Annotated in this window: 18 protein-coding genes; 6 read left to right on the top strand and 12 right to left on the bottom strand. The window is 71.3% G+C overall.

What is annotated here, in order from left to right; all coding sequences use genetic code 11:
- Positions 1–14: 14 nt before the first annotated feature.
- From SCA03_RS09070 to SCA03_RS09045, 6 genes are all read right to left on the bottom strand, one after another.
- Complete coding sequence (locus SCA03_RS09070) at positions 15–2,246, bottom strand: pyridoxal-phosphate dependent enzyme (protein WP_037865278.1); 2,232 nt, start codon at positions 2,244–2,246, stop codon at positions 15–17.
- Entirely contained in the window at positions 2,236–3,168 is a 933-nt protein-coding gene (locus SCA03_RS09065) for a GHMP family kinase ATP-binding protein (RefSeq protein ID WP_086815891.1), read from the bottom strand. Before SCA03_RS09065 ends, SCA03_RS09070 begins: the two co-directional genes overlap by 11 nt.
- A complete protein-coding gene (locus SCA03_RS09060; protein WP_086815892.1) occupies positions 3,165–4,676 on the bottom strand; it encodes an argininosuccinate lyase in 1,512 nt (503 codons plus the stop codon). The genes SCA03_RS09065 and SCA03_RS09060 overlap by 4 nt, the downstream gene beginning before the upstream one ends.
- A complete protein-coding gene (locus SCA03_RS09055) occupies positions 4,667–6,334 on the bottom strand; it encodes a condensation domain-containing protein (protein ID WP_158102308.1) in 1,668 nt (555 codons plus the stop codon). The genes SCA03_RS09060 and SCA03_RS09055 overlap by 10 nt, the downstream gene beginning before the upstream one ends.
- Positions 6,331–6,909, bottom strand: coding sequence for a thioesterase II family protein (locus SCA03_RS09050; RefSeq protein WP_107429030.1), 579 nt, complete (start codon positions 6,907–6,909; stop codon positions 6,331–6,333). The genes SCA03_RS09055 and SCA03_RS09050 overlap by 4 nt, the downstream gene beginning before the upstream one ends.
- 100 nt (positions 6,910–7,009) lie before the next feature.
- A complete protein-coding gene (locus SCA03_RS09045) occupies positions 7,010–8,176 on the bottom strand; it encodes a glycine amidinotransferase (protein WP_030873732.1) in 1,167 nt (388 codons plus the stop codon).
- Between the two features lie 161 nt (positions 8,177–8,337).
- Between SCA03_RS09045 and SCA03_RS09040 the strand changes: the two genes are divergently transcribed.
- Entirely contained in the window at positions 8,338–9,393 is a 1,056-nt protein-coding gene (locus tag SCA03_RS09040) for a methyltransferase (RefSeq protein ID WP_230988553.1), read from the top strand.
- Positions 9,394–9,438: 45 nt separating this feature from the next.
- Here the strand turns inward: SCA03_RS09040 and SCA03_RS36015 are convergent, their stop codons facing one another.
- A complete protein-coding gene (locus SCA03_RS36015) occupies positions 9,439–9,645 on the bottom strand; it encodes an MbtH family protein (RefSeq protein WP_267883205.1) in 207 nt (68 codons plus the stop codon).
- Between the two features lie 266 nt (positions 9,646–9,911).
- Between SCA03_RS36015 and SCA03_RS09030 the strand changes: the two genes are divergently transcribed.
- From SCA03_RS09030 to SCA03_RS09020, 3 genes are all read left to right on the top strand, one after another.
- Positions 9,912–10,862, top strand: a complete 951-nt coding sequence (locus SCA03_RS09030) for a sulfotransferase domain-containing protein (protein WP_086815923.1) — start codon at positions 9,912–9,914, stop codon at positions 10,860–10,862.
- A gap of 69 nt (positions 10,863–10,931) precedes the next feature.
- Complete coding sequence (locus tag SCA03_RS09025; RefSeq protein WP_086815900.1) at positions 10,932–11,840, top strand: TauD/TfdA dioxygenase family protein; 909 nt, start codon at positions 10,932–10,934, stop codon at positions 11,838–11,840.
- Between the two features lie 99 nt (positions 11,841–11,939).
- Entirely contained in the window at positions 11,940–12,401 is a 462-nt protein-coding gene (locus SCA03_RS09020; RefSeq protein WP_086815902.1) for a hypothetical protein, read from the top strand.
- A gap of 299 nt (positions 12,402–12,700) precedes the next feature.
- Here the strand turns inward: SCA03_RS09020 and SCA03_RS09015 are convergent, their stop codons facing one another.
- The gene (locus SCA03_RS09015) at positions 12,701–13,264 is read right to left on the bottom strand and encodes a GNAT family N-acetyltransferase (RefSeq protein WP_086815904.1); all 564 of its coding nucleotides are present in this window, start codon (positions 13,262–13,264) and stop codon (positions 12,701–12,703) included.
- Positions 13,265–13,715: 451 nt separating this feature from the next.
- On the bottom strand, positions 13,716–14,567 hold the full coding sequence (locus SCA03_RS09010) for an SDR family oxidoreductase (RefSeq protein WP_086815907.1): 852 nt from the start codon (positions 14,565–14,567) through the stop codon (positions 13,716–13,718).
- 99 nt (positions 14,568–14,666) lie between these two features.
- Between SCA03_RS09010 and SCA03_RS09005 the strand changes: the two genes are divergently transcribed.
- Positions 14,667–15,242, top strand: coding sequence for a TetR/AcrR family transcriptional regulator (locus tag SCA03_RS09005; protein WP_086815910.1), 576 nt, complete (start codon positions 14,667–14,669; stop codon positions 15,240–15,242).
- A gap of 711 nt (positions 15,243–15,953) precedes the next feature.
- Here SCA03_RS09005 and SCA03_RS08995 read toward each other — a convergent pair.
- From SCA03_RS08995 to SCA03_RS08985, 3 genes are all read right to left on the bottom strand, one after another.
- Complete coding sequence (locus SCA03_RS08995; protein ID WP_086815912.1) at positions 15,954–16,913, bottom strand: quinone oxidoreductase family protein; 960 nt, start codon at positions 16,911–16,913, stop codon at positions 15,954–15,956.
- Positions 16,914–17,189: 276 nt separating this feature from the next.
- Complete coding sequence (locus SCA03_RS08990; protein ID WP_051855249.1) at positions 17,190–18,047, bottom strand: SDR family oxidoreductase; 858 nt, start codon at positions 18,045–18,047, stop codon at positions 17,190–17,192.
- A gap of 152 nt (positions 18,048–18,199) precedes the next feature.
- The gene (locus tag SCA03_RS08985) at positions 18,200–19,705 is read right to left on the bottom strand and encodes an MDR family MFS transporter (RefSeq protein ID WP_086815914.1); all 1,506 of its coding nucleotides are present in this window, start codon (positions 19,703–19,705) and stop codon (positions 18,200–18,202) included.
- Positions 19,706–19,812: 107 nt separating this feature from the next.
- On the opposite strand from SCA03_RS08985, the gene SCA03_RS08980 reads away from it, so the two are divergent.
- Positions 19,813–20,388 (top strand): TetR/AcrR family transcriptional regulator, encoded by a 576-nt coding sequence (locus tag SCA03_RS08980; RefSeq protein WP_086815916.1) that lies wholly within the window; start codon positions 19,813–19,815, stop codon positions 20,386–20,388.
- The last annotated feature ends 187 nt before the right edge of the window (positions 20,389–20,575 follow it).

The following is a 20,575-nucleotide window of genomic DNA, read 5'->3' as shown; positions in this document are numbered from 1 at the left end:
GGAACGTGCCCTCCTCACCCGGCGGTGGTCTCCACCCGCAGCAGCGCCGCCGCGGTCGCCAGTGCCGTCTCCACCTCCCGCTCCGTGTCGCCGGCCGCGATGACGTGGCCGAGCCGGTCGTAGGCGTCCCTGGGCGGCCGGACGGCGCGTCCGGGCGCTCCGGTGACGACAACGGCGAGCACGCCCGGCACGCGTTCGGCGGCGGCGGTGCCGGTGACGGCGACCAGCCGGCCCGCCTCCGGCGCGGTGAGGAACCGCAGCCCCGCGTGCCGGGCGCGGTGCGCTTCGAGATGTACGGGAAGTCCGGCAGCGGCGCGGACCTGCTGTTCCAGCAGGTCGATCCCGGTCGCGGCACGCACGAGCTCGGGGATCATGCCGCCGGCCAGCCGCCCGTTGATCTCGATGACGACGGGCCCCACCGCCGTCAGCCGCGTCTCGACGTGGGCCGGGCCGTACTCGAACCCGACGGTCTTGAGCGCCTGCCGGGCGGCCTCCGCGAGTTCCGCCTGCCGCGCCGCCGGCAGGCTTGCAGGGAAGAGGTGCCCGGTCTCGACGAAGTGGGGCAGCGGCGTCGTGGTCCGCCCGGTGACGCCCACGCACACGGCCTTTCCGCCGGTGCAGAACATCTCCACGCTGTATTCCGGCCCGTCCACGAACTCCTCGACGAGGACCCGTCCGGCGCTCCGCTGCCCCCGCACGTTCTCGGTGACGGCCAGGACGCGTGCCGCGTGCGCGACGGCGGTCGCCTGGTCCGGGCACCACCGCACGTCCTGCGAGCCCGACCCGTCGGCCGGCTTGACGACACAGGGCGCGCCGACCCGTGCCACCGCCCCCGGGATGTCCGCGGTGTCCGCTGCGACCGCGTACGCGGGCTGGGGCACCCCGGCGTCCCGCAGGGCCGCCCTGGTCAGGGCCTTGTTCCGGCAGGCGGCCGCGGTCCGGGGCGCGTGCCCTGGCACGTCGAGCGCCCGGGACAGGCGCGCCGTGTGCTCCAGGTAGAAGTCGCTGGTCGTGGTGGTGCCGGCGACGGTGCGCCCGGCGGCGGCAGCGCGGACGGCGTCCCGTACGGCGGTGTCGTCCTCGGTGTCGCAGGTGACAGTCGTGCAGCCGGCGTCGTCGAGCCCGGCGTACCGTCCGGGGTCGCGGGCCACCAGGACGGGCGCGAAGCCGAGCCGGGTGGCGGTGCGCAGGGCGAGCATGCCCGTGCCGGTGGTGTTGGACTCCAGGAAGACCAGCACCTGGCGGTCGCTGCGCGGGATCGACGCATACGACCAGCCGGTCACGACCGTGCCGAACGGCACCCGCGCGGGCGCCGCGGCGATCGGCCCGGTGGGTTCGTGCCGGTAGACGGTGTCGACGTAGCGGTCGCCGCGGTCGGGCATGATGCCGACCAGGCGGGTGCCCGGTGCGGCGCCGGCGGCCAGGTGGGTCAGGACGCGGTACACCGAGCCGGAGGTGTTGCCGGCGAAGATCTGCTGCTCCCTCGCGAGGCTCCGGGTGGCGTGGAACGCCTCGTCGTCGGAGAGCCAGTGGACCTCGTCCAGGAGCCGGTAGTCGATGTTGTCGGGGAACAGGCTGTTGCCGAGTCCGCTCTGCTTGCGCGTCGCCAGGTCCGGCTGGCCGAACAGGACGCTGCCGACGCAGTCCACCCCGACGACCTTGAGGTCGGGGAAGCGGTCGAGGAGCGCCTCGGACGTGCCGCACAGCGAGCCGCCGCTGCCGACGGAGCCGACCAGGACGTCCACGGCGCCCAGGTCGGCGACGAGTTCGTCGGCGAGGTCCCGGTAGGCGGCGGGGTTGTCCGGGTTGCTGTACTGGCGCGGCCAGTACGCGCCGGGCAGCTCCCGCATGAGGTCCGCGAGGCGCTCCAGCCGCGCCGACTGCCACCCCTGGGACGTCATGGCCTCGACGATGTGGACCGTGCAGCCCATCGCCGTCAGTTTGGTGTGGGTGACGGGGTCGATGCGGGGGTCGCTGACGATGTGGACGGGGTGGCCCAGGTGGATTCCGACGAGGGCGATGCCCAGCGCCATCGTGCCGGATGAGCTCTCCACGACGGGCGCGCCCTCCGCCAGCGCACCCGTGCGGCGCGCCTCCAGAATCATGCGCCGGGCGACCCGGTCCTTCATGGCGTACGGGTTCTGCAGTTCGAGCTTGGCGTAGACCTCCACGCCCGCCGGCGCCTGAGCGCGCAGCCGGACGACCGGGGTGTTGCCGATGGCGTCGATGAGCGCTTCATGACGCATGCGTGCTCCCTGGAGAGGTGGCCGACGGGGCGGCGGAGCGGTAGACGGACAGGGTGCCGGGCAGCCTTGCGCAGGCGGACCGGGCCGCGGCGAGCGTGCCGGGGTGGCCGGGTGCCGTGGCGTCCAGCAGAAGCCCGGCCATGGTGCCGCTGTGGGTGCACACGACGCCCGGCGCTCCGAGAGCGTCGGCGATGCGGACGAGCGCTTCGAGGTTGCGCTTGGGCAGCCACTGCTGGTTGAGCCGGGCGCTGCGGGTGGCGACGGCGCCGACCGCGGCCAGGTCCTGGCGGCGGACGGCGGCGGTGAGGTCCTCGGCGAGCGCCGCGTACTCGGCGGCCAGCCACGGCGGGACCCGGCGGGGCCACCGGTTGTGGGCGACCGTGTCGAGCAGGCCGCCCTCGTCGACGGCGACGACGGTGGCGGGCGGCAGGGTGCCGAGCCGGTCGCGGAGGCGGACGGCCCGGTGGTCGAACAGGACGATGCCGGGGTGCATGACTCCGTCGGTGGGTTCGATGGGGCGCAGCCAGTGCTCGATGCCGGCGGGCGAGGTGTCCAGGGCGAGGACGGAGCCGACGGCCCGTGCCGTGGCGACCAGGTCGGCCGACGAGCTGGCGAGGCCCTTGCCGACGAGCAGGTCGCTGTCGAGGACGAGGGAGCCGCCGCCGTGCGCGCCCGCGGCGGCGAGCATGGCCCGGGTCAGGCGCAGCGACTTGGTCTTGTGGGCGGGGTAGACCCGCGGCGGGCCGTCCCGGTGGTAGCGGAACCAGGCGCGGGTGCCGTGGGTGATGGGGAACGTGGCCAGGAAGCCGGTGCCGTCGGGCAGGACGCCCTGGAGCAGTTCGCCGAAGGTGCCGCAGGCGGCGGCGCTGCCCTCGGTCAGGTCCACGCCGGTGCGGCGGGCGACGAGTGCCGGCTCCGTCATGCCGCCCGCCGTCGGAGGGCGGCGAGCGCGGCCTCGCGGCGCGCGGTGGCGGCGGTCCGGCGGTCGGCGCGTTCGGCCCAGGCCGCGCCGAGCGCTTCGAGCTCCGCTTCCTGTCCGGCGAGCAGCTCCCGTACGCGGCCGGGGTGGGTGGAGCCCGCCGACTGCTTGGCGCGCAGCCCGCGATCGACGTCGAACGCCTCGGCGAGGAGGGCGCCGAGGCCGCCGGTGCCTTCGGTCTCCTCCAGCGTGTGACCGTGACCGGCGGCGCAGTCGCGCAGCAGGTCGGCATCGGGCTCACCGGGGCGCAGCCCCCGGCGTACGGCGTCCTTGACGTACTGCCCGGCGATGATCTGGGCGGTGCGCCAGGGAATGGCGTAGGTAAGGGTGAGCCGGTTGGCGAGGGTGAACGCGCCGAGGTGGTCGTCGGCGCAGGCGGCGCGCATGCGGTCGGTACGGAAAGTGGCTCCGGCGACGACGGCGTGGGCGAGGCGCAGCACCGAGCGCATGGCGTCGGTCTGCACCCGAAGCTGGCCGCCGGTCTCCTTGGAGACCTCGACGGTGTTGCTGTACGGGGTGTTGCGCTGGCCTCCCGCGATGTCGGCCGCGCGGCCGGCGATGTGTGCGCAGCGGCCCCGGATGCGTTCCAGAACGGGGAAGTTGCGCTTCTGCGGCATGGCGGCGGAGATGCCGGCCAGCGCGTCCGGCAGGTCGAGGAAGCCGGAGCCGCTGCCGGCCCAGGTCATGAGGTCGGTGGTGAAACGGCTGAGGACGACTGCGTACTGCGCGAGGTCACCGGCGATCCGGGTGGTCCAGGTGCGGGAGGCGACGGCCACCAGGGCGTGCGGCTGGGGACGCCCGAAGCCCAGGAGGCCGGCCATGCGGGCGCGGTCCCAGGGCAGTTCCTGCCCGGCCATGGTGCCGGAGCCGAGCGGGCAGGCGTCGCACTCGTCGTAGGTGTGCAGCATGCGGTGCAGCGCGGTGACCGTCTCGGCGGCGAGCGCGGCCAGGTGGAAGCCCGGGCTGACGATCTGCGCGGCCTGGCCGTGGGTGTGTCCCGGCATGGGCGTCTCGGCGTACCGCCCGGCCAGTTCGAGGACGGCGCGGGCGAACGCGGTCAGGTCCTCGGCGACGGCGGCGAAGGTGTCGCGGGCGGCCATCAGCTGGGCGCACGCCTGGAGGTCGTTGCGGCTGCGGTCGAGGTGCCAGGCGGGGAAGGGCGGGGTGGCGCCGTCCTGCACATGGCGCTCCACCGCGAAGGAGATGTCGGACATGTTCTGTTCGGGGTCGGCGCACACCGCGTCGCGGCTCAGCGTGTCCAGCCGGGCGGCGAGCACGGAAGCGCCTGCGGCGTCGGCGAAGTCCATGCGGACGTACTCCAGGAGCAGGACCTGTTCGATGGCGCGGTAGTGGCCGAGGAGATGCTCCGCCTCGTAGGCGAACTGCGGGGCGAGCACCTCCTCGTGCCAGACCTCGTCGGGGACGCCGTCGATCCGGCCGGTCACCGCCATGCTGTCCTCCCGGGGCAGGTGTGCTGGAGTGCGGTGGCGAGCCCGGCCACCGTGGGGTCGGCGAAGAAGGTCCGCAGCGGCACCTCGGCGCGGTGCGGGGCCGTGAGCCGGGCGAGCAGCCGCAGAGCCTGCAACGAGTGGCCCCCGAGGCCGAAGAAGTCCTGGTGGACGTCGGTGACCTCGATGCCCAGGACGTCCTGCCACACCGCGGCCACCCGGCGTTCGGCGGCCGTCCGGGGCGCTGTCGCGGCGTGCCGCCCGTCGGCGGGCGGTGCCGGCCCCGACTGCCGCGCCGTGCCGGTGCCGGCATCGGCACCGGCACCGGCACCGCGGATGCCCGGGAGCGCGCCCAGCCGGGACAAGCGGGTGTGAGGTGCTTCCAGCGCCGTGGCCAGCAGGCGGAGGTAGCCGGACAGCAGTGTCTCGGCGGTGGCGCGGTCGAACAGGGCGGCGTCGTAGACGATCCTGACCGTGTCGTCGGTGGCGTCCAGCAGCAGGTCCTCCTCGCAGGAGGACACGGGGGCGCCCAGATCGCCCGCGGGGGCGTGGTTGAAGGCGAGCTGGTACAGCGGCGGGACACCGGGCAGGCGCGGCGCGGGCAGCAGCTCGACCAGGGTCTGGAACGGGATGTCGTACGTCTCGTCGGCACCGACGGCGGCGGCCACACGGCCGATGAGCGCGGTGACGTCGGGGTCGCCTGAGGCGTCGACGCGCAGCACGCGCATGTTGACGAGAGTGCCGACCATCGGCAGCGTCTCGGCCTCGGTGCGGCCCGCCACGGGCAGGCCGAGGACGAGGTCGTCGGCGCCGGAGCGGTGGTGCAGGAGGGCGACGTAGGCGGTGAGCAGCAGCATGACGGGGCGGGTGCCGTGGTGCCGGGCCGCGGCGGGCAGGGACGCGAGGACGCCGGAGGGCAGCGCGGCACGCACCTCGGCGCCCTGGAAAGTGCGGACCGGGGGCCGGGGCCGGTCCAAGGGCAGGGTGTGGACCGGTGGCAGCCCGGCGAGGCGGGCGCGCCAGTGGGCGGCGAGCGCGGACCGGCGCGCGGGGGTGAGGCGGGCGCGCTCACGCCGGGCGTGCCGGCTGTAGGTGCTCGGCAGGCGCGGGAGTTCGGGGTCGCGGCCCTCCTCCGCGGCGGCGCACATCTCGGTGAGTTCGGCGTGCACGTTGAGGCGCGAGGCGGTGTCGTAGACGGTGTGGTGGGCGGCGAGGAGCACCGACCAGGTCCCCTCCCCCAGCATGAGGACTGCCGCGCGCCACAGCGGCGGCCGGTCCAGGTCGAACGGCCGGCGTGCCAGCTCCGCGCGCAGCGCGCGGGAGCGCTCGGCCTGCTCGGCGGGGCCGAGCCCGCTCAGGTCGAGCCGTTCGACCGGCAGTTCCACCCGTGGGCGCACGTCCTGCGTCAGCTGCCCGTCGACGACGCACAGCCCGGTGCGCAGCGGCTCGTGGCGGGCGGTCAGTTGGGCGAGGGCGGCTTCGAGGACGGCCGGGGCGATGTCCGCGTGCAGGGGGAACTCGTCCACCACGCAGTACGTCGGCGGGTCGTGGGTGAGCCGGGAGGCGAACCAGGCGCGCTCCTGCGCGTAGGAGGCCGGCGGCGGTGGGCCGGCGCCGGGCGCCGGCGGGGCGCCGCCGGTCTCCGGCTCGCGTACCGTCATCGGCGCTCCGCCGTGCGGTGCTCCGCCGTACGGCGCTGCGGCGCGGGCACGGGGTGCTGCGGTTCGGCGCCCGGTCCCCGGCTGTCCGGGCGCGAACGGGCCGCCGCGTGCAGGCCGGTGGCGACGGTCTCGGCGATCCGGGGCTCGTGTGCGTCGAGGGAGAAGGGACCGCCGTCGAAGACGTGCAGTGCGAAGTCGCCCGTGGTGTGGTGACGCCATGCCTCGGCGTCGGCGGGCCCGACGTGCTCGTCGTGGCCGCCGGTGAGCGCGACGACGTCGCAGTGCACGACGGCGCCGGGTCCGGGTGCGTAGGTCCCGGCTGCCGTGTGGTCCGCACGCGGCGTGGGCAGGGCCGGTCCGGCCAGGTCGGGGTCGTCGAGGACCTGGGTGTCCGTGCCGGACAGCTGCCGTACCTCGGCGAGGACGTCGGCGCTCGCCGACAGGCGCTGCGACAGGGAGAAGCAGCTGCTCGCTGACCCTCCGGCGTGCGGCAGGCGGACCAGCGCTACCTCGGCGTCCGGACGCGGGCGGAACCTGCGGAACCACCGGCTGGCGGAGGTGACGGGTGGTGCCATGGCGGGGTCGGTGTCCCTTCGACTCGTCGGTGCGGGCTCTGCGCCGTGACCGTGCGGCCGTGCAACGGCATGGCGCGCGCGGGACGCCGGCCGTCCCGGGTCAGGTGAGGTAGTCCTCGGGTCCGCCGTCGCGGACGGTGTCGAGGGTGAAGCAGTGGAAGCCGCCGCCGAACAGCCGCCGGTGCCGGTGGCGTACCGGCACGACGGTGAACTTCGCGTCCTCCAGGGTCCGGACGAGTTCCGGGCTGGCCTCGTTGACCAGGACGGTCTCCTCGTCGACGGAGAGCACGTTGAGGTCGATGAAGGGGCTGGTGAGGATGAGCGCGTCGGCCTCGTAGCGGGGGAAGTTGTTCTGCCGCGGAACGGGGGCGACGATCCGGTCCCAGCGGCGCAGCGCGGGCGGCAGCGCGTCGGCCACCGCGTCCGAGCGGACCAGCAGCAGGCCGGGGCGCAGGGCGAGCACCATGCTGTCGATGTGGCTGTCGCTCAGCTCGTGCACCCGGTGGATGCGGAAGCGGCCTTCGAGGTGGCGCTCCAGCCACGTGACGGCGAGCGCGTGGTGCTCGGTGGAGATGTTGGCGACGATGTCCCGGCCGAGGCGGAGGCACTGGGCCGCGTCGAACATCATCTCCACGCCCACGTCCCAGGGCGAGGGCTGCGGGTCCTCGACGGGTTCGGTGGGTCCTCCGACGGTCCCGGTGCGCGCGTACGACAGGTCGAAGGAGGCGTCGGTCATGAGCGGGCGCGGCATGGCGGTCCAGCGGGCTCCGCTGCGGAAGTAGTCGCGGAACAACGGCTTGAGGAACTGCGTCTCGAAGTAGCGGGAGCGGATCATCGGGGAGGTCTCGATGATCTCGTCCCCGGCGATGAGCGTGTTGTCGCGGACGTTCAGCGGCGGGACCACGGACGCGGACCAGGCGGGGGTGGTGACCTCGCCGGTGTCCGCGGGCAGCGCGAGCGGCCGGTGGACGGTGACCCCGAGGGAGCGCAGGGTGTCGGCGAGCCCTTCCAGGTCCTCGTTCAGCTCGTCCACGTACCGCCGGGCCACCGGGGTGTGCTGCCGCCCTGAACCGCCGCCGCGTGCGGTGAGCCGGGGGTAGTACCACTCGGACCGGCCGGATTCCCGTTGTCCGGCATTGTCGTGCAGGAGATTGTCATGGAAGAAAAGGTCGAAGGAGAGCTCCCGTTCGTGGGAGACATAGTTCTCCGCGGATCCGACGACGACTTCCTGCAAGGGCGACCACTCGTCGAAACTGTTCAAACGCACGCAGCGCACCGCCTGTTCATCGGGTCGTTCGATGCTCCGCCAGCGCACCTGCTCACCGCACCAGTGCTCCCCGCAGTTACGGACCCGGAAGCGTCTTGTCCCCGCCTTTTCCTGGTATGAAGCCCAAGAGCCGTGCAGAAGCCACCACCATGCGGAGAGCCATGAAGAACGCCCATGAACAGGACCCGGTTCTCGACCGGTTCCATTTCCTCGTCAATGCGCCCGCGCTGTTCAACGCCGTCACCACCGCCGCCGAACTGCGCCTCTTTTCCTTCCTGTCCGAGAAGCCCGGAGCCCGGTCCGAGGAGATCCGCGCGTTCAGCGGGCTGCCCGCGCATCAGCTGCGCGTCCTGCTACAGGCGGTGTGTGCGACCGGACTTCTGGAGCGCAGGGACGGCGGCTACCACAACTCCGCCGTCGCCGAGGAGTTGCTGGCCCCGGACGGGCCGGACAGCTGGCGGCACATCCTGACCGGCTGGAAGGAGGTGTACTACCCGGCGTTCCCGCACATGACGCACGCGCTGCGGACCGGAACCAACACCGCGCTCGAAGCACACCCCGGCGACGAACCGACCCTCTACCAGCGGCTGGCGCACAATCCTCCGCTGGAGAAGATCTTCCACCGGGCGATGACCGCGTTCACGCTCCGCTCCGTGGACGCGCTGGTCGAGCAGCCCGTGTTCCGGGACGTCCGGCACGTCCTGGACGTGGGCGGCGGCGACGGCAGCACCTCGGCGCGGCTGGTCGCACGCCATGCGCAGCTGCGCTCGACGGTGCTCGACATGCCGAGCGTCTCGCGGCTCGCGGACGGCGCGCGGCCCGACGGCCAGGCCGACGGGCTCCCGGACCGGGTGGAGCTCCTCACGGGCGACATCTTCACCGACCCGTTCCCGGACGGGCCGGACGCGGTGCTGTTCAGCCATGTCCTGGAGATCTTCGACGAGGACAGCATCCTGCACCTGCTGGGCAAGGCCTACGCGTCGTTGCCGCCGGGCGGGAGGGTGCTGCTCTACGGCTACAACGTCGCGGACGACGAGACGGAGGGCGTCTACGGCGCCCGGCTCGGCCTGTACTTCAACGTCCTGGCCAGTGGCCGGGGCATGGCCTACCCGGCCCGGGACTACGAACGGTGGCTGGAGCGGGCCGGGTTCGACAACGTCAGGACCATCGGCGGGCTGCCGTACGAGCATGGGCTGAGCCTGGGCGTCAAGAGCTGACCTCCAGGCGCCCAGCCGTCTTCGCCGTCGCTCCCGGAGCGGCGGTCAGCCGCCCATGGCCTCGGCCAGGCTCTTGGGCCGCAGGTCCGTCCAGTGCTCCTCGACGTACGCCATGCACGCCGCGCGGGTGTCCCGGTCGTGGACGAGGTGCCAGCCGTCGGGGACGTCGGCGAACGCGGGCCACAGCGAGTGCTGCCCCTCGTCGTTGACCAGCACCAGGAACATGGCCTCGGGGTCGTCGAACGGGTTCACCCCGCTCACCGCCTTTCTGTGTGCTCGGCACGGCAGGTCACCGCGGTGCCCGTCATCCTCGCGCCGGCCCGACGGGCCGGGCATCGGGGAGCCCCGCCGTTACGGCACGCCGGTGTCGTACGGCCGTAACTGTGGCGATCGGGGATGTTTCCCCCTGCCCGCCGCACCAGGTTGGGACGGTCCGCCACCCCTCGCTCCCCTGTGAGGAATGCCGTCATGCGTGTACAAGATCCGGTCCTGAACGAGCCTCCTGCCGGGAGGCGATGATGACGCGAACACCCCGCCGCTACCGATCCACCCAGCAGGACAGCGCCCGTTGGGACGACTTCCCGCTGCGCGACGGCGACATCGTCATCAGCGCCCCGCCGAAGTCGGGCACGACGTGGGCGCAGATGGTGTGTGCCCTGCTCGTCTTCCGGACCCCGGAGCTCCCCGAGCCGCTGTCCGCCATCTCCCCGTGGCTGGATCAGCTTTTCACGCCCCGGGAGGAGATGTACGCGCACCTCGCCGGGCAGGAGCACCGCCGCGTCATCAAGACCCACGTCCCGCTCGACGGCCTGCCGCTCGACCCGCGCGTCAGCTACGTGGCCGTGGCCCGGCACCCTCTCGACCGGGCGCTGTCCCTGTACCACCAGGCCGCCGACGTCCGCGCCGAGTGGCTGCACGCCTTCCAGATCGCCGAGAACGCACCGTCCGCAGGACCGTCGTCGCTCACGCTCCCGCCGGTGCGCGAGTGGCTGCTGAAGTGGTGCCGGCGTGGTTCCTCCGACGGCTGGGAGAAGGACATCGCCGCGGCCGAGCTGCACCATCCCTTCGACGCCTGGAGCCGGCGGGCCCAGCCGAACGTCCGGCTTCTGCACTACGCCGACCTGTGCGCCGACCTCGCGGGGCAGATGGCGGCGCTGGCCGAGTGGCTGGGCATCACGGTGGAAGCGGAGGTCTGGCCCGAGCTGGTGAAGGCCGCGACGTTCGACGAGATGAAGGCCCGCGCGAAGTGGCTGGCGCCGGACACGGAAATCGTCGCCGATCCGGTGCGGTTCTTCCACACCGGGCGCTCGGGCGCCGCTCGCGACGTCCTGACCGAGGACGACCTCGACGCGTACCACGAACGCGTCGCCGCCCTGGCACCACAGCCGTTCGTCGACTGGCTGCACCACGGCCTGTCCACCGGCGCCGCCGCCCCCATCGGCGGCAGCCGGGCAGGCGTCCCCGCCTGAAGCACCACGCCGCCCCTCCCCCGCCCCTCCCGCGCGCTCGACTCCCGTGCAGACAAAGGAGACACCGCTGTGACACAGTCCGTATCCGAGCAGCCCGCCCCCGCCACTGCCGCCGCCTCGTCCGGCGACGGCCTCGACATCCGCCCCGTCTCGGGCGCTCTGGGCGCCGAGGTGCACGGCATCGACCTGAACGACCTCACGGACGCGCAGTTCGACCAGATCCACGCGCTCATGCTCGAACACCTCGTGCTGTTCTTCCCGGGCCAGGAGAAACTGACCCCGAAGGCACACGTGGAGTTCGGCAGGCGCTTCGGCGAGGTCGAGATCCACCCGTTCCTGCCCAAGCTGGGGGAGTACCCGGAGGTCACACTGATCGAGCCGGACAAGGGCGGCAAGGCCGACGAGTGGCACATCGACGTCAGCTTCAGCCCCAATCCGCCCATCGCCTCGATCCTGCACCTGGTCACCTGTCCGCCCTCGGGTGGCGACACCATGTGGAGCAACCAGTACCGCGCCTACGACACGCTGTCGGCGCCGTTCAAGGAGATGCTCGAAGGGCTCACCGCCGTTCACGTGTTGCAGGTTCCGCCGGTCGTCGAGATGTCCGCCGAGCATCCCGTCGTGCGGGTCCACCCGGTGACCGGGCGCCGGTCGCTCTACGTCACCCGCATGTGGACCTCGCACATCCCGCAGCTGTCCCGCCAGGAGAGCGATGCCGTGCTCCAGCACCTGTTCGAGCACTCCGAGCAGCCGAGCCACATCTGCCGGTACCGCTGGACCCCGCACACCGTGGCGCTCTGGGACAACCGGGCCACCCAGCACTTCGCCATCAACGACTACCAGGAACACCGCAGCGGCCAGCGCGTCGTCGTCTCCGGGGACCTCCCCACGAGCGACACCCCGCGCAAGCCCGACTACGAACGCAACGGCGACGAACGCTATTACCCGCGCCGCATCAACGCCCGCGTCGGCTACTGAGCGCGACATCCGGGAACTCCCGGCCGCCGACCGGGAGTTCGGCCCCACCCTGCACCCGGCTGATCGCCCCATCGCCCCGGCACGTGCCCCGCAGGCACTGTGGGCGCGGGATCGACGATCAAGGACGATCAAGAAGCCGCCGACGCCGCTGCCCTGCGTGAGCGCGGTGCGATCCGCACCAGCGCGGTGGAGCGGACCTTCGCCACGGTACCGAGGCATCTGTTCCTGCCCTGCGGCTACTACTCCAGCGGCCGTTCCCTGACCACGCCCACCGAGCCCGGCGACGAGTTGCTGGACCACATCTACTCTGATGCCGCCCTGATGACCCACGTCCCCAAGTCCGACGACGCGGCCGGACGTTACAGCTCGACCTCCCAGCCCCGAGTCATCGCCTCCGCCCTCGACATGCCTGCGGCCCGGCTTCCGAGGGGCGCGGAGCCGCCTGCCTGCTCCGCGCCGGCCGCCGCCAGGTGCGGACCATGTCCGGTGGACATCCGGCCGACGGGACGTCTCCGTACCGGAGCGGCCCTCGGCACTCTCCAGCATGGATCCGTTGCCTGATACGCAGCGGGAGCGGAACGCGGCTCGGAGAAATCCCCGACCCGCGCGAAGCCGAGGTCACGCGCCTCACAGCGGAGAACTCCAAGCTCAGGAAGCGGCTGGCTCAATCGGAACAGACCGAACCAGGAACTCCGTGAACTGCGCACACAATCCCTATCCCTGCTCGCCGCTGACACGCGAAGATCGTCCACCATCGGGCCACAGCCACTGAGAAGGCATCCGTGATTCAGGTCCCTGGCGTCAGCAGCGCGTGATCGGATCATGCAGCTTCAACGCGGGCAGGCAACGCCTCACCGGCATCAGGTCGGAGCGTCGGCCCGCCGTATATGCAGGTGGCCTTCCCCGGGGAAAGGCGGCTGAGCCGGAAGGACCTGGTGAAACCCGTATCCGGCCTTTTCCGCAACCCGGCACGACGCGAGGTTGTCCACCTGATGGAGCAGGTCGAGACGTTCCAGCCCTTCGACCGCGAAGACGTCGAAGGCCCAACCGGTGAGAGCTTCGAGAGCGCGCGAGGCCACCCCTCGGCCTCGGGCGTGGGCTGCCGTCCAGTAGCCGACCTCTGCGGATTCCCGGCTGGAGCCGGTCCGCTTCATGACCACGTTGCCAGCCAGTCGGCCCTCACCACCGCCGAAGTGACCTCGATATACGGCGAAGCTCATCCGTTCCCCGGTCTCCCAGCCGCGTCTCTGAAGCTCCAGCCACTTCGCTGCATCCTCGATGGTCTCCACGGGAAGCGTCGTCCATCGTCGCAACGTCGGATCGCGATATGCCTCGACCAGCGGCTCGACGTCGTCGTCAGTCCAAGGACGCAGGAAGAGCGCAGAGGCAGACGGCGTCGCGCGGACCCGCAAGGTGACGTTCATCAAGGTCCTCCCCCCAACAGTTCGCCTGATCCTCTCTCATACCGCGAGTTGTGATCCGTGCGGTCGCGCAACCACATCCTTGTTCTCGGAATGCAACACGCGCACCGGACGGCGCCGTGAATCGGCTTGCGGTCGAAGACGAGCTGTGGGCGATGATCGCCTGCCGTGGCACCGAGTACGGCTCCGGACTCGGCACCCAACGCTGGGGCCCGGTACGCCCGTTCCCGCATGCACATGGGTTCCGCTGCTGCGCATCCGCTGAGGGATACACGACATGCCCACGAGGCGTTCCTCGCTCTCGGGTGTGCCCTCATCTGCCGGCGACATCTGACGCGTTCGCGTGGGAGTGCTGGATGAGACGCCGTGTCGGACTTCCGAAGGCCGAAGCTGTGGGGATGCGCAGGACGTGAGGGCGGCAAGGTCTGCGGACGGGGCGTGCCAGTGGGGCGGTTCAGTGGGTGAAGGCGACGGATTCAGCGAGAGCCTTCTGAGTTTCGAGCGCGGTGAGACGTTCGGTGAGTGCCACGTGGATTGCGCCATAGGCGTCGGAACCGAGGGTCAGGCGCAAGGGCGGGCTCGGGTGGCGGGTGGTGTCGTAGATGGCGGCGGCGAGCTTGGCCGGGTCGCCGGTGAAGGTGTTCTCGTCTGCGGTTTCCAGGTGGTGCCGGGTCCGGCCGACGGCGGTGTCGCGGTAGACGGTCGTCTCGGTGGTGTACTGCAGGGCCGAGGCGAAGCCGGTACGGGTGGCGCCGGGCTCGACCAAAGTGAGGTGAACATTGAAGTCGGAAACCTCGCGGCTGACGCTCTCGGTGAAGCCCTCCAGCCCCCACTTGCCCGCGTGATAGGAGCTGTGGGTGGGGATACCGACCTGGCCGCCCACGCTGGAGATCTGGATGATCCGGCCACCGCCCTGCTCACGCATCGGCTGGAGGAAGGCGCGGGTGATCGCCATCGGCCCGAGCAGGAGAACCTCGATCTGGTCGCGCATCTGCTCGGTGGTCATTTCCTCGGCGGCGCCCACCACCGCGTATCCGGCGTTGTTGACCACGATGTCCACCGGCCCGGACCGGAGAGTCCTGCCGGTCACCTCGTCCACATCGGCCGGCCGCGTGAGGTCGAGGATCTCGACGGTCAGCCGGGCGCCGTACGTCTCGCGCAGGCCGTCCAGGGCTGCTGGGCGGCGGACCGTCGCCGTCACGCGGTCACCGTTGCGGAGGGCGTGCTCGGTGAGATGGCGGCCCAGCCCACCGGAGGCTCCGGTGACGAACCAGTGACGTGAGGTCTTGTCGGAGGGAACGGGCACGGTGGTCTCCTGAAGTAGGGTGATAGCGGAATCCGTTCCGTTAAAGCTAAGCGGAACAGATTCCGGAAAGCAACCGGAGTCCGACACCGAAGGAACCCCATGCCCGCCACGCCCCGCCGCACCAGGAGCGACGCGCTGCAAAACCGGGAGCGCCTGCTTGAGGTCGCCGCGCAGGTCTTCGCCGAGCAGGGGCTGGACACCGCACCCGCTGCCATCGCCAAGCAGGCGGGCGTCGGTGTCGGCACGCTCTACCGGCACTTCCCGACCCGGGAAGTGCTCATCGACGCCGCCTACCGGCGCCAACTCACCCAGGTGTGCGGGAAGGTCAACGACCTGCTCGCACAGCACCCGGCCGCCGAGGCCACCCGGATGTGGATGGAGCACTTCATCCACTACGCCACGGCCAAGAGCGGAATGTCCGAAGCCCTCAACGCCGTCATCGCCTCCGGTATCGATCCCTACTCCGACAGCCGCGCGCTCCTCACCGACGCTGTCGCCACCCTCCTCGCGGCCGGCGCCCGGGACGGAAGCCTGCGAACGGACGTTGCCCCGGACAATGTCCTCCTCCTCATGGGTGGAATCGCCTATTCCGTGCGGCACGGGACCGAAGAGCAGGCCCGGCCGCTCGTCGACCTCTTCATGGACGCGCTGACCAAGGACTCGGCCACGAGCTGAACCCCAGCTTCTGGACCGGGCATGCCTCCACCCCTTTGCGGTACGGGTGTTGCGGGCCGGGGCTACTTCATGTGGGTGGCGAACCAGTCCAGGATTGCCCGGGGTCCGCGCTGGAAGTGCAGGTAGCCGTCCCAGCGGCGCGTGGTTCCGTGAACCCAGACGAGCGATCGGGATGTTGTCGAACATCGCCTGGACGTCGGCGGGCCGTGTCATCAGGTCGTCGTGGACCTGGTAGACGAGCGTCGGCACCCGGACGCTGCCGGCCGCGCCGGTCTCGACCGGGGACATCTCGTCGAGGCCGAAGCCGGTGCGGAGTCTGATCAGCCGGTCCAGCTCCTTAATCCGCTCGGCCGGGGTGCCGTGCCGTTCGAGTGTCCGCTCCAGAACCGCGCGCGGCGACAGCGGCCGGCATGCGACCAGGCAGCGGACGTCCGTGAACTCCTGCGGGCCCGCTGCATCGCGAACAGCGTGGCGTCCGCGCCCAGGCAGCGGCTGAACAGCGCGATCCGGGCTCCGCGCCGTCGGGGTGGTGCCCCGCGCAGGCGGTTCGGCACGTCGGGGTTGTGAAGCGGTCGTGCCGGTGGGTGTGCGAGAAGCGGGAGCTTCGTCGCGACAGGTGTGAGCACGGGGGCAGGCAGGGCGGCCCGGGGTCGCTGTGGTCGAGCATGCCGCCGACGCCCGGGGGACGAGGGCGAGCCGACGGCGTGTGTGTCACAGGAGGATGACGGTGCGCTCGCCGGGTGCGTCCTGGTGGGCCCAGGCCGCCTCGACCTGGTCGAGCGGGAACGGATGCGGGCGCACGGCCATACCGCCCGCGGCGATCGCGGCGACGAGCTCGGTGAACTCCCGTTGCATCACCTGCGTTTCCACCGAGCCGAAGCCGCTGCCCAGAACACGGAAGGCGTTGGAGCGCAGGGCGTGCCCGGACAGGGTGATCGCATCACCGCCCGTGCCGCCGATCTGTACCCAGTCGAGCAGACGGGTGTGCTGGGTACGCGCTCCGAGGACGGCACGCATGGCGAGTTCGGTGGGCGGCCCCCAGACGTAGTCGAGGACCACGTCGACTTCTGCGGCGGCCCCGGCGAGCGCGGCCGCGGTGGCGTCCTCGTCGGGGGTGAGCTGAACGATGTCGTCCGCGCCCTCGGCGGTGAGTTCGTCGAGGCGGGCGCGGTTGCGTCCGGCGGCGATCACCCGCCCCGCGCCGAGGTGCTTGGCGACCTTGACGGCCATCGAGCCGGCGTTTCCGGTCGCGCCGTGCACCAGGACCGCCTGCCCGGCCTGGAACGGGACGCGGGTGCGCAGCGCGGCCCATGAGGACAGGGCGGGGTTCATGGTGGCGGCCAGCAGCGCCGGATCGGCTCCGTCCGGGACCGGGATGACAGCGGCCGAATCGACGACGATGCGCTCGGCCAAGGATCCGGCGCCCATGACCATCACATAGCCGAGGCTGCCGTCCGCCCGGCGGACGACAGCATCCGCACCCGCCAGGGCGGGCAGCTTCTTGGGACTTGTGTAGTGCTTGCCGGCGGCGATGCCGCGGGTGGCGGGGTGCACGCCGACGGCGAGGACGTCCACCGGTTCCTGGCCCGGGCCGGCCTCAGGGGCGGGGACGGAGCGGAAGTGCGGCGGCTCGTCGAAGGACTCCACAAGCGCGGCGTTGACCATGGGCATGCGCGTTTCCCTTACGTGGTCGCGCACCGTCGGGAAACGGTGCCGTGTCCTCTGGATCCGAGCGTACGACCGCGCCCTAAGGTACGCAAATGAATCTAACCGTATGGACACACGCCGCAAAATGCGCATACGGGTATCGGTGAGTGAGCGGCGCGGTGCGCCACCACCCGCTGATGACCAGCGGAGCGGTTCAGGGCGAGGCGATCGTCGAGACCCTGGACACGGTGTGGCCACCCCTGCTCGCCCCACCGTCGACAACGCCTGTACTCGGTACAGCTAGCCTTCGCCCTTCGCCGGTTCTCCCAGCAGGGCGGACATCGCGCCGAACACCTTGCTGCCGTCCAGGTCCGCGAGGGACAGTCCGACGAAGTCGACGGCGGCCTCGGAGGTCTGCCAGCGGAACCGGGGGGTGTCCGTCGTCGCCGCCTCGACCACCACCGCCGCAGCGTCCTGTGCCGCCTGTCCGCTCGCCATGAGCGCGGCGGCCGACTGGAAGAAGGTGTCCGCCAGGTCACGGTAGGGGTCGCCCGGTACGGCCAGCACGTCGGTGTCGAGGTTGTCCATCATGTGGGTCACGACGGATGCGGGTTCGACCACGCTGACCTGCACACCGAACCGGGCGGCCACGGGCGCGAGGGACTGCATCAGACCCTCGACCGCGAACTTCGAGGCGCAGTAGGCGTCCAGGAACGGCTCGCCGATGGCCCCTCCGTTGCTCGTGACCGTGACGATCCGCCCGGCGCCGGAGGCACGCATCGTCGGCAGCACATGCCGCGTGAGCGCGGCGACGCCCAGGTAGTTGACGTCGAGCTGCTTTTGCAGGGCGGCGTCGCTCAGTTGCTCCAGCGTGCCGAAGGCGGCGCTGCCGGCGTTGTTGACGAGGACGTCGATCGTCCCGAACTCGGCTGTCACGCCGTCCAGGCAGGCACGGGCCGCGTCGTGGTCGGTGACGTCCAGGGCTCGCACCGTCAGGTCCACGCCCTGGCGTGCGGCCTCGGTGCGCAGAGCGGTGGCCCGTTCGGTGTCCCGCATCGTCGCGACGACGTGGAGTCCCTTGTGGGCCAGGCCGATTGCGGTGTGCAGGCCGATCCCGCTGGAAGTCCCCGTGACCACCGCTACTTCTCTGTCCGTCATGTCGCGTCACCTTGATCGAAGTGAGGGAGAGCAGTTCCCCGTCTCCAGCGCCTGCTGTTTCCGGGGCTGTTGTCCGTGCCCCGTCTGTGCCGAGGCCGGTGATCATGCTAGGGAAGGCGTGGTGCCCCCGGACCACCGGGGAGATCGCCGTACTACTCCGCGGGTTTGCCCGCGCGGACGAAGAAGGCGATCAGGAACGCGAGCACGCCGAACGGCGCGGCCCACAGGAACAGGTTGTGCGTGGCGTCGGCGACCGAGACCACGTAGTCCCGATGGACGGGTGCGGACAGCGCGCGCATGTTGTCGGGGTCGAGCTTGCCCGCCGAGCCGCGCAGTTCGGCGTACTCGTCGGCGGGGAGCCTCTTGGCGAGGCCGTCGAGGAGCCGACCGGTGAACACGGCGCCGAACAGGGCGACGCCGAACGAGCCGCCGATGGACCGGGAGAAAGTGACAGTGCTGCTCGCCACGCCCATGTTGACGCGGTCGACGCTGTTCTGCGCGGTGACCACGGTGACCTGGAACAGCACACCGAGGCCCAGCCCGAAGACGATCGTGTAGGCGGTGAACAGGAACGGGCTGGTGTTCTGGTCCACGAGCAGCATCAGCAGCAGGCCGCCGCCGAACAGCGCGCCGCCGCCGACGAGGATCGTGCGGTGGTTGTCGGTCTTGGTCAGCAGCTTGCCGGAGTACATGGTGGTCACCAGTGACGCGCCGAGCATCGGCAGCAGGAGCAGTCCGCTGCTGGTGGCCGAGTAGCCGTGTGCGGCCTGCTGGTAGAGCGGCAGGAACGCGATCAGGCTGTACATGGCGAACCCGACCAGGAACGTGAGGATCTGCGCGACGGTGAAGTTGCGCACCTTGAACAGGCCCAGCGGCAGCACGGGTTCGGCGGCCTTGCGCTCCACGGCGATCATCACGGCCAGCAGCACCACGCCGGCGATCGCCAGGCCGATGATCTGCGGGGAGCCCCAGGCGTAGTCGACCCCGCCCCAGCTGGTGACCAGGACGATCACCACGGCCAGCGAGGCGATGACGAGCGCGCCGAGGTAGTCGATCCGGTGCTCGACCTTGTTGCCCCCGTGGCTGAGCCGGGTGAGGACGATGAACAGTGCGACGGCACCGATCGGGACGTTGATGAGGAACGCCCAGCGCCAGGAGGCGACATCGGTGAGGAAGCCGCCCAGGAGGGGCCCGCCGATCATCGCGACGGCGCCGAGGGCGGCGATGAAGCTCTGGAACCTGCCGCGCTCGCGCGGGGTGGCCAGCCGGCCGATGATCGAGATGACACCGACGAGGAGCCCGCCGGCGCCGATGCCCTGTAGTGCGCGGAACGCGATCAGCTGGCCGATCGACTGGGCCAGGCCGCTCAGCACGGACCCCAGCAGGAACACGCTGAGCGCGAAGACCAGGGTCCACTTGCGGCTGTAGAGGTCGCCGAGTTTTCCGTACAGCGGGGTGGAGGCCAGCGTGGCCAGCGTGTAGGCGGTCACTACCCACGACAGCTGGTTGACCCCGCCCAGCTCCGCCACGACCGTCGGCAGCGCGGTGCTCACGATCATCGCGTCGAGCTGGGCCAGCAGCATCGCCAGCAGCAGGCCGGGCAGGACGCGCGTCAGCTCCGTCCGCTCGGCGGTGGAAGTGGTGGTGGTCGTCGCCACGCTCGACTCCGTTCGCTCAACACTTCGCTCAACATGCGATGAGTGACTGTACGAGCGCGGCTTTCTCCGGTCAACAGCCGTTGAGCGAACGCGAGTAGAGTGGTGCCGTGACGCGAAATTCCCAGACCGTGCCCCGCTCCCAACGGCGCGCACGGACCGCCGAGCGGATCCTCGCCGCGGCCCGCGCCCTGTTCGCCGAGTCGGGCTACGACCGCACCACGATCAGGGCGGTGGCCACCCGGGCCGAAGTCGACCCCGCACTCGTCATGCAGCACTTCGGCAGCAAGGACGAGCTGTTCCGCCGGGCCATCACCGTCTCCTCGCAGGAGGCCGACGAAGGCGGCCAGGAGAAGCTGGTCGAGCTGCTGCTGGGCATCCTCGGCGTGAAGATGGGCGAGGTCTCCGGCACGTCGCTGGCACTGCTGCGCTCCATGCTGACCCACCCGGAAGCCGCCGAGCAGGTCAAGGCCGCCAACACCCGGCAGCTCAACCAGATCAGCGGCGCCATCGAAGCAGAGGACGCCGAGCTGCGGGCCGCACTGACCGTGAGCACGCTGCTCGGCGTCACCATCGGACGCCACCTGCTGGAGCTGGACGTCCTGCGCGAGGCCGACACGGAACGCATCGCCGAGCTGATGAAGCCCTGCCTGGAGGCGCTCACCGGGCGGCCCGCGCAGTCCTGAACGGCGCCCCGCCCTCAACCCGGCGGACCGGCGGAGCCGTTGGCCGGCACGGTGAGCGCCCGGTGCGGACCGGCGCCGCAGCGAGGCGTCGACACGGCACCCCGGGCTGTTGCTACAAAAGTCAACTTCCGTACTTACGGGGGCAGTTGGAAACGCAGGGGCCAATTTGGACTCTTGGCACCGAACG

Source organism: Streptomyces cacaoi (genome assembly GCF_006539165.1).
GTDB classification, from domain to species: domain Bacteria; phylum Actinomycetota; class Actinomycetes; order Streptomycetales; family Streptomycetaceae; genus Streptomyces; species Streptomyces cacaoi.
The sequence above is the reverse complement of the archived record's forward strand: the minus strand, read 5'-3'. Positions and strand labels throughout refer to the sequence as shown.

Coding starts and splice junctions, on each gene's coding strand:
- SCA03_RS09070 (WP_037865278.1), bottom strand. CDS start 2,246: ATGCGTCATGAAGCGCTCATCGACGCCATCGGCAACACCCCGGTCGTC.
- SCA03_RS09050 (WP_107429030.1), bottom strand. CDS start 6,909: ATGGCACCACCCGTCACCTCCGCCAGCCGGTGGTTCCGCAGGTTCCGC.
- SCA03_RS09055 (WP_158102308.1), bottom strand. CDS start 6,334: ATGACGGTACGCGAGCCGGAGACCGGCGGCGCCCCGCCGGCGCCCGGC.
- SCA03_RS08995 (WP_086815912.1), bottom strand. CDS start 16,913: ATGCCCATGGTCAACGCCGCGCTTGTGGAGTCCTTCGACGAGCCGCCG.
- SCA03_RS09005 (WP_086815910.1), top strand. CDS start 14,667: ATGCCCGCCACGCCCCGCCGCACCAGGAGCGACGCGCTGCAAAACCGG.
- SCA03_RS09040 (WP_230988553.1), top strand. CDS start 8,338: ATGAAGAACGCCCATGAACAGGACCCGGTTCTCGACCGGTTCCATTTC.
- SCA03_RS08990 (WP_051855249.1), bottom strand. CDS start 18,047: ATGACGGACAGAGAAGTAGCGGTGGTCACGGGGACTTCCAGCGGGATC.
- SCA03_RS09030 (WP_086815923.1), top strand. CDS start 9,912: ATGACGCGAACACCCCGCCGCTACCGATCCACCCAGCAGGACAGCGCC.
- SCA03_RS09015 (WP_086815904.1), bottom strand. CDS start 13,264: ATGAACGTCACCTTGCGGGTCCGCGCGACGCCGTCTGCCTCTGCGCTC.
- SCA03_RS09060 (WP_086815892.1), bottom strand. CDS start 4,676: ATGGCGGTGACCGGCCGGATCGACGGCGTCCCCGACGAGGTCTGGCAC.
- SCA03_RS09065 (WP_086815891.1), bottom strand. CDS start 3,168: ATGACGGAGCCGGCACTCGTCGCCCGCCGCACCGGCGTGGACCTGACC.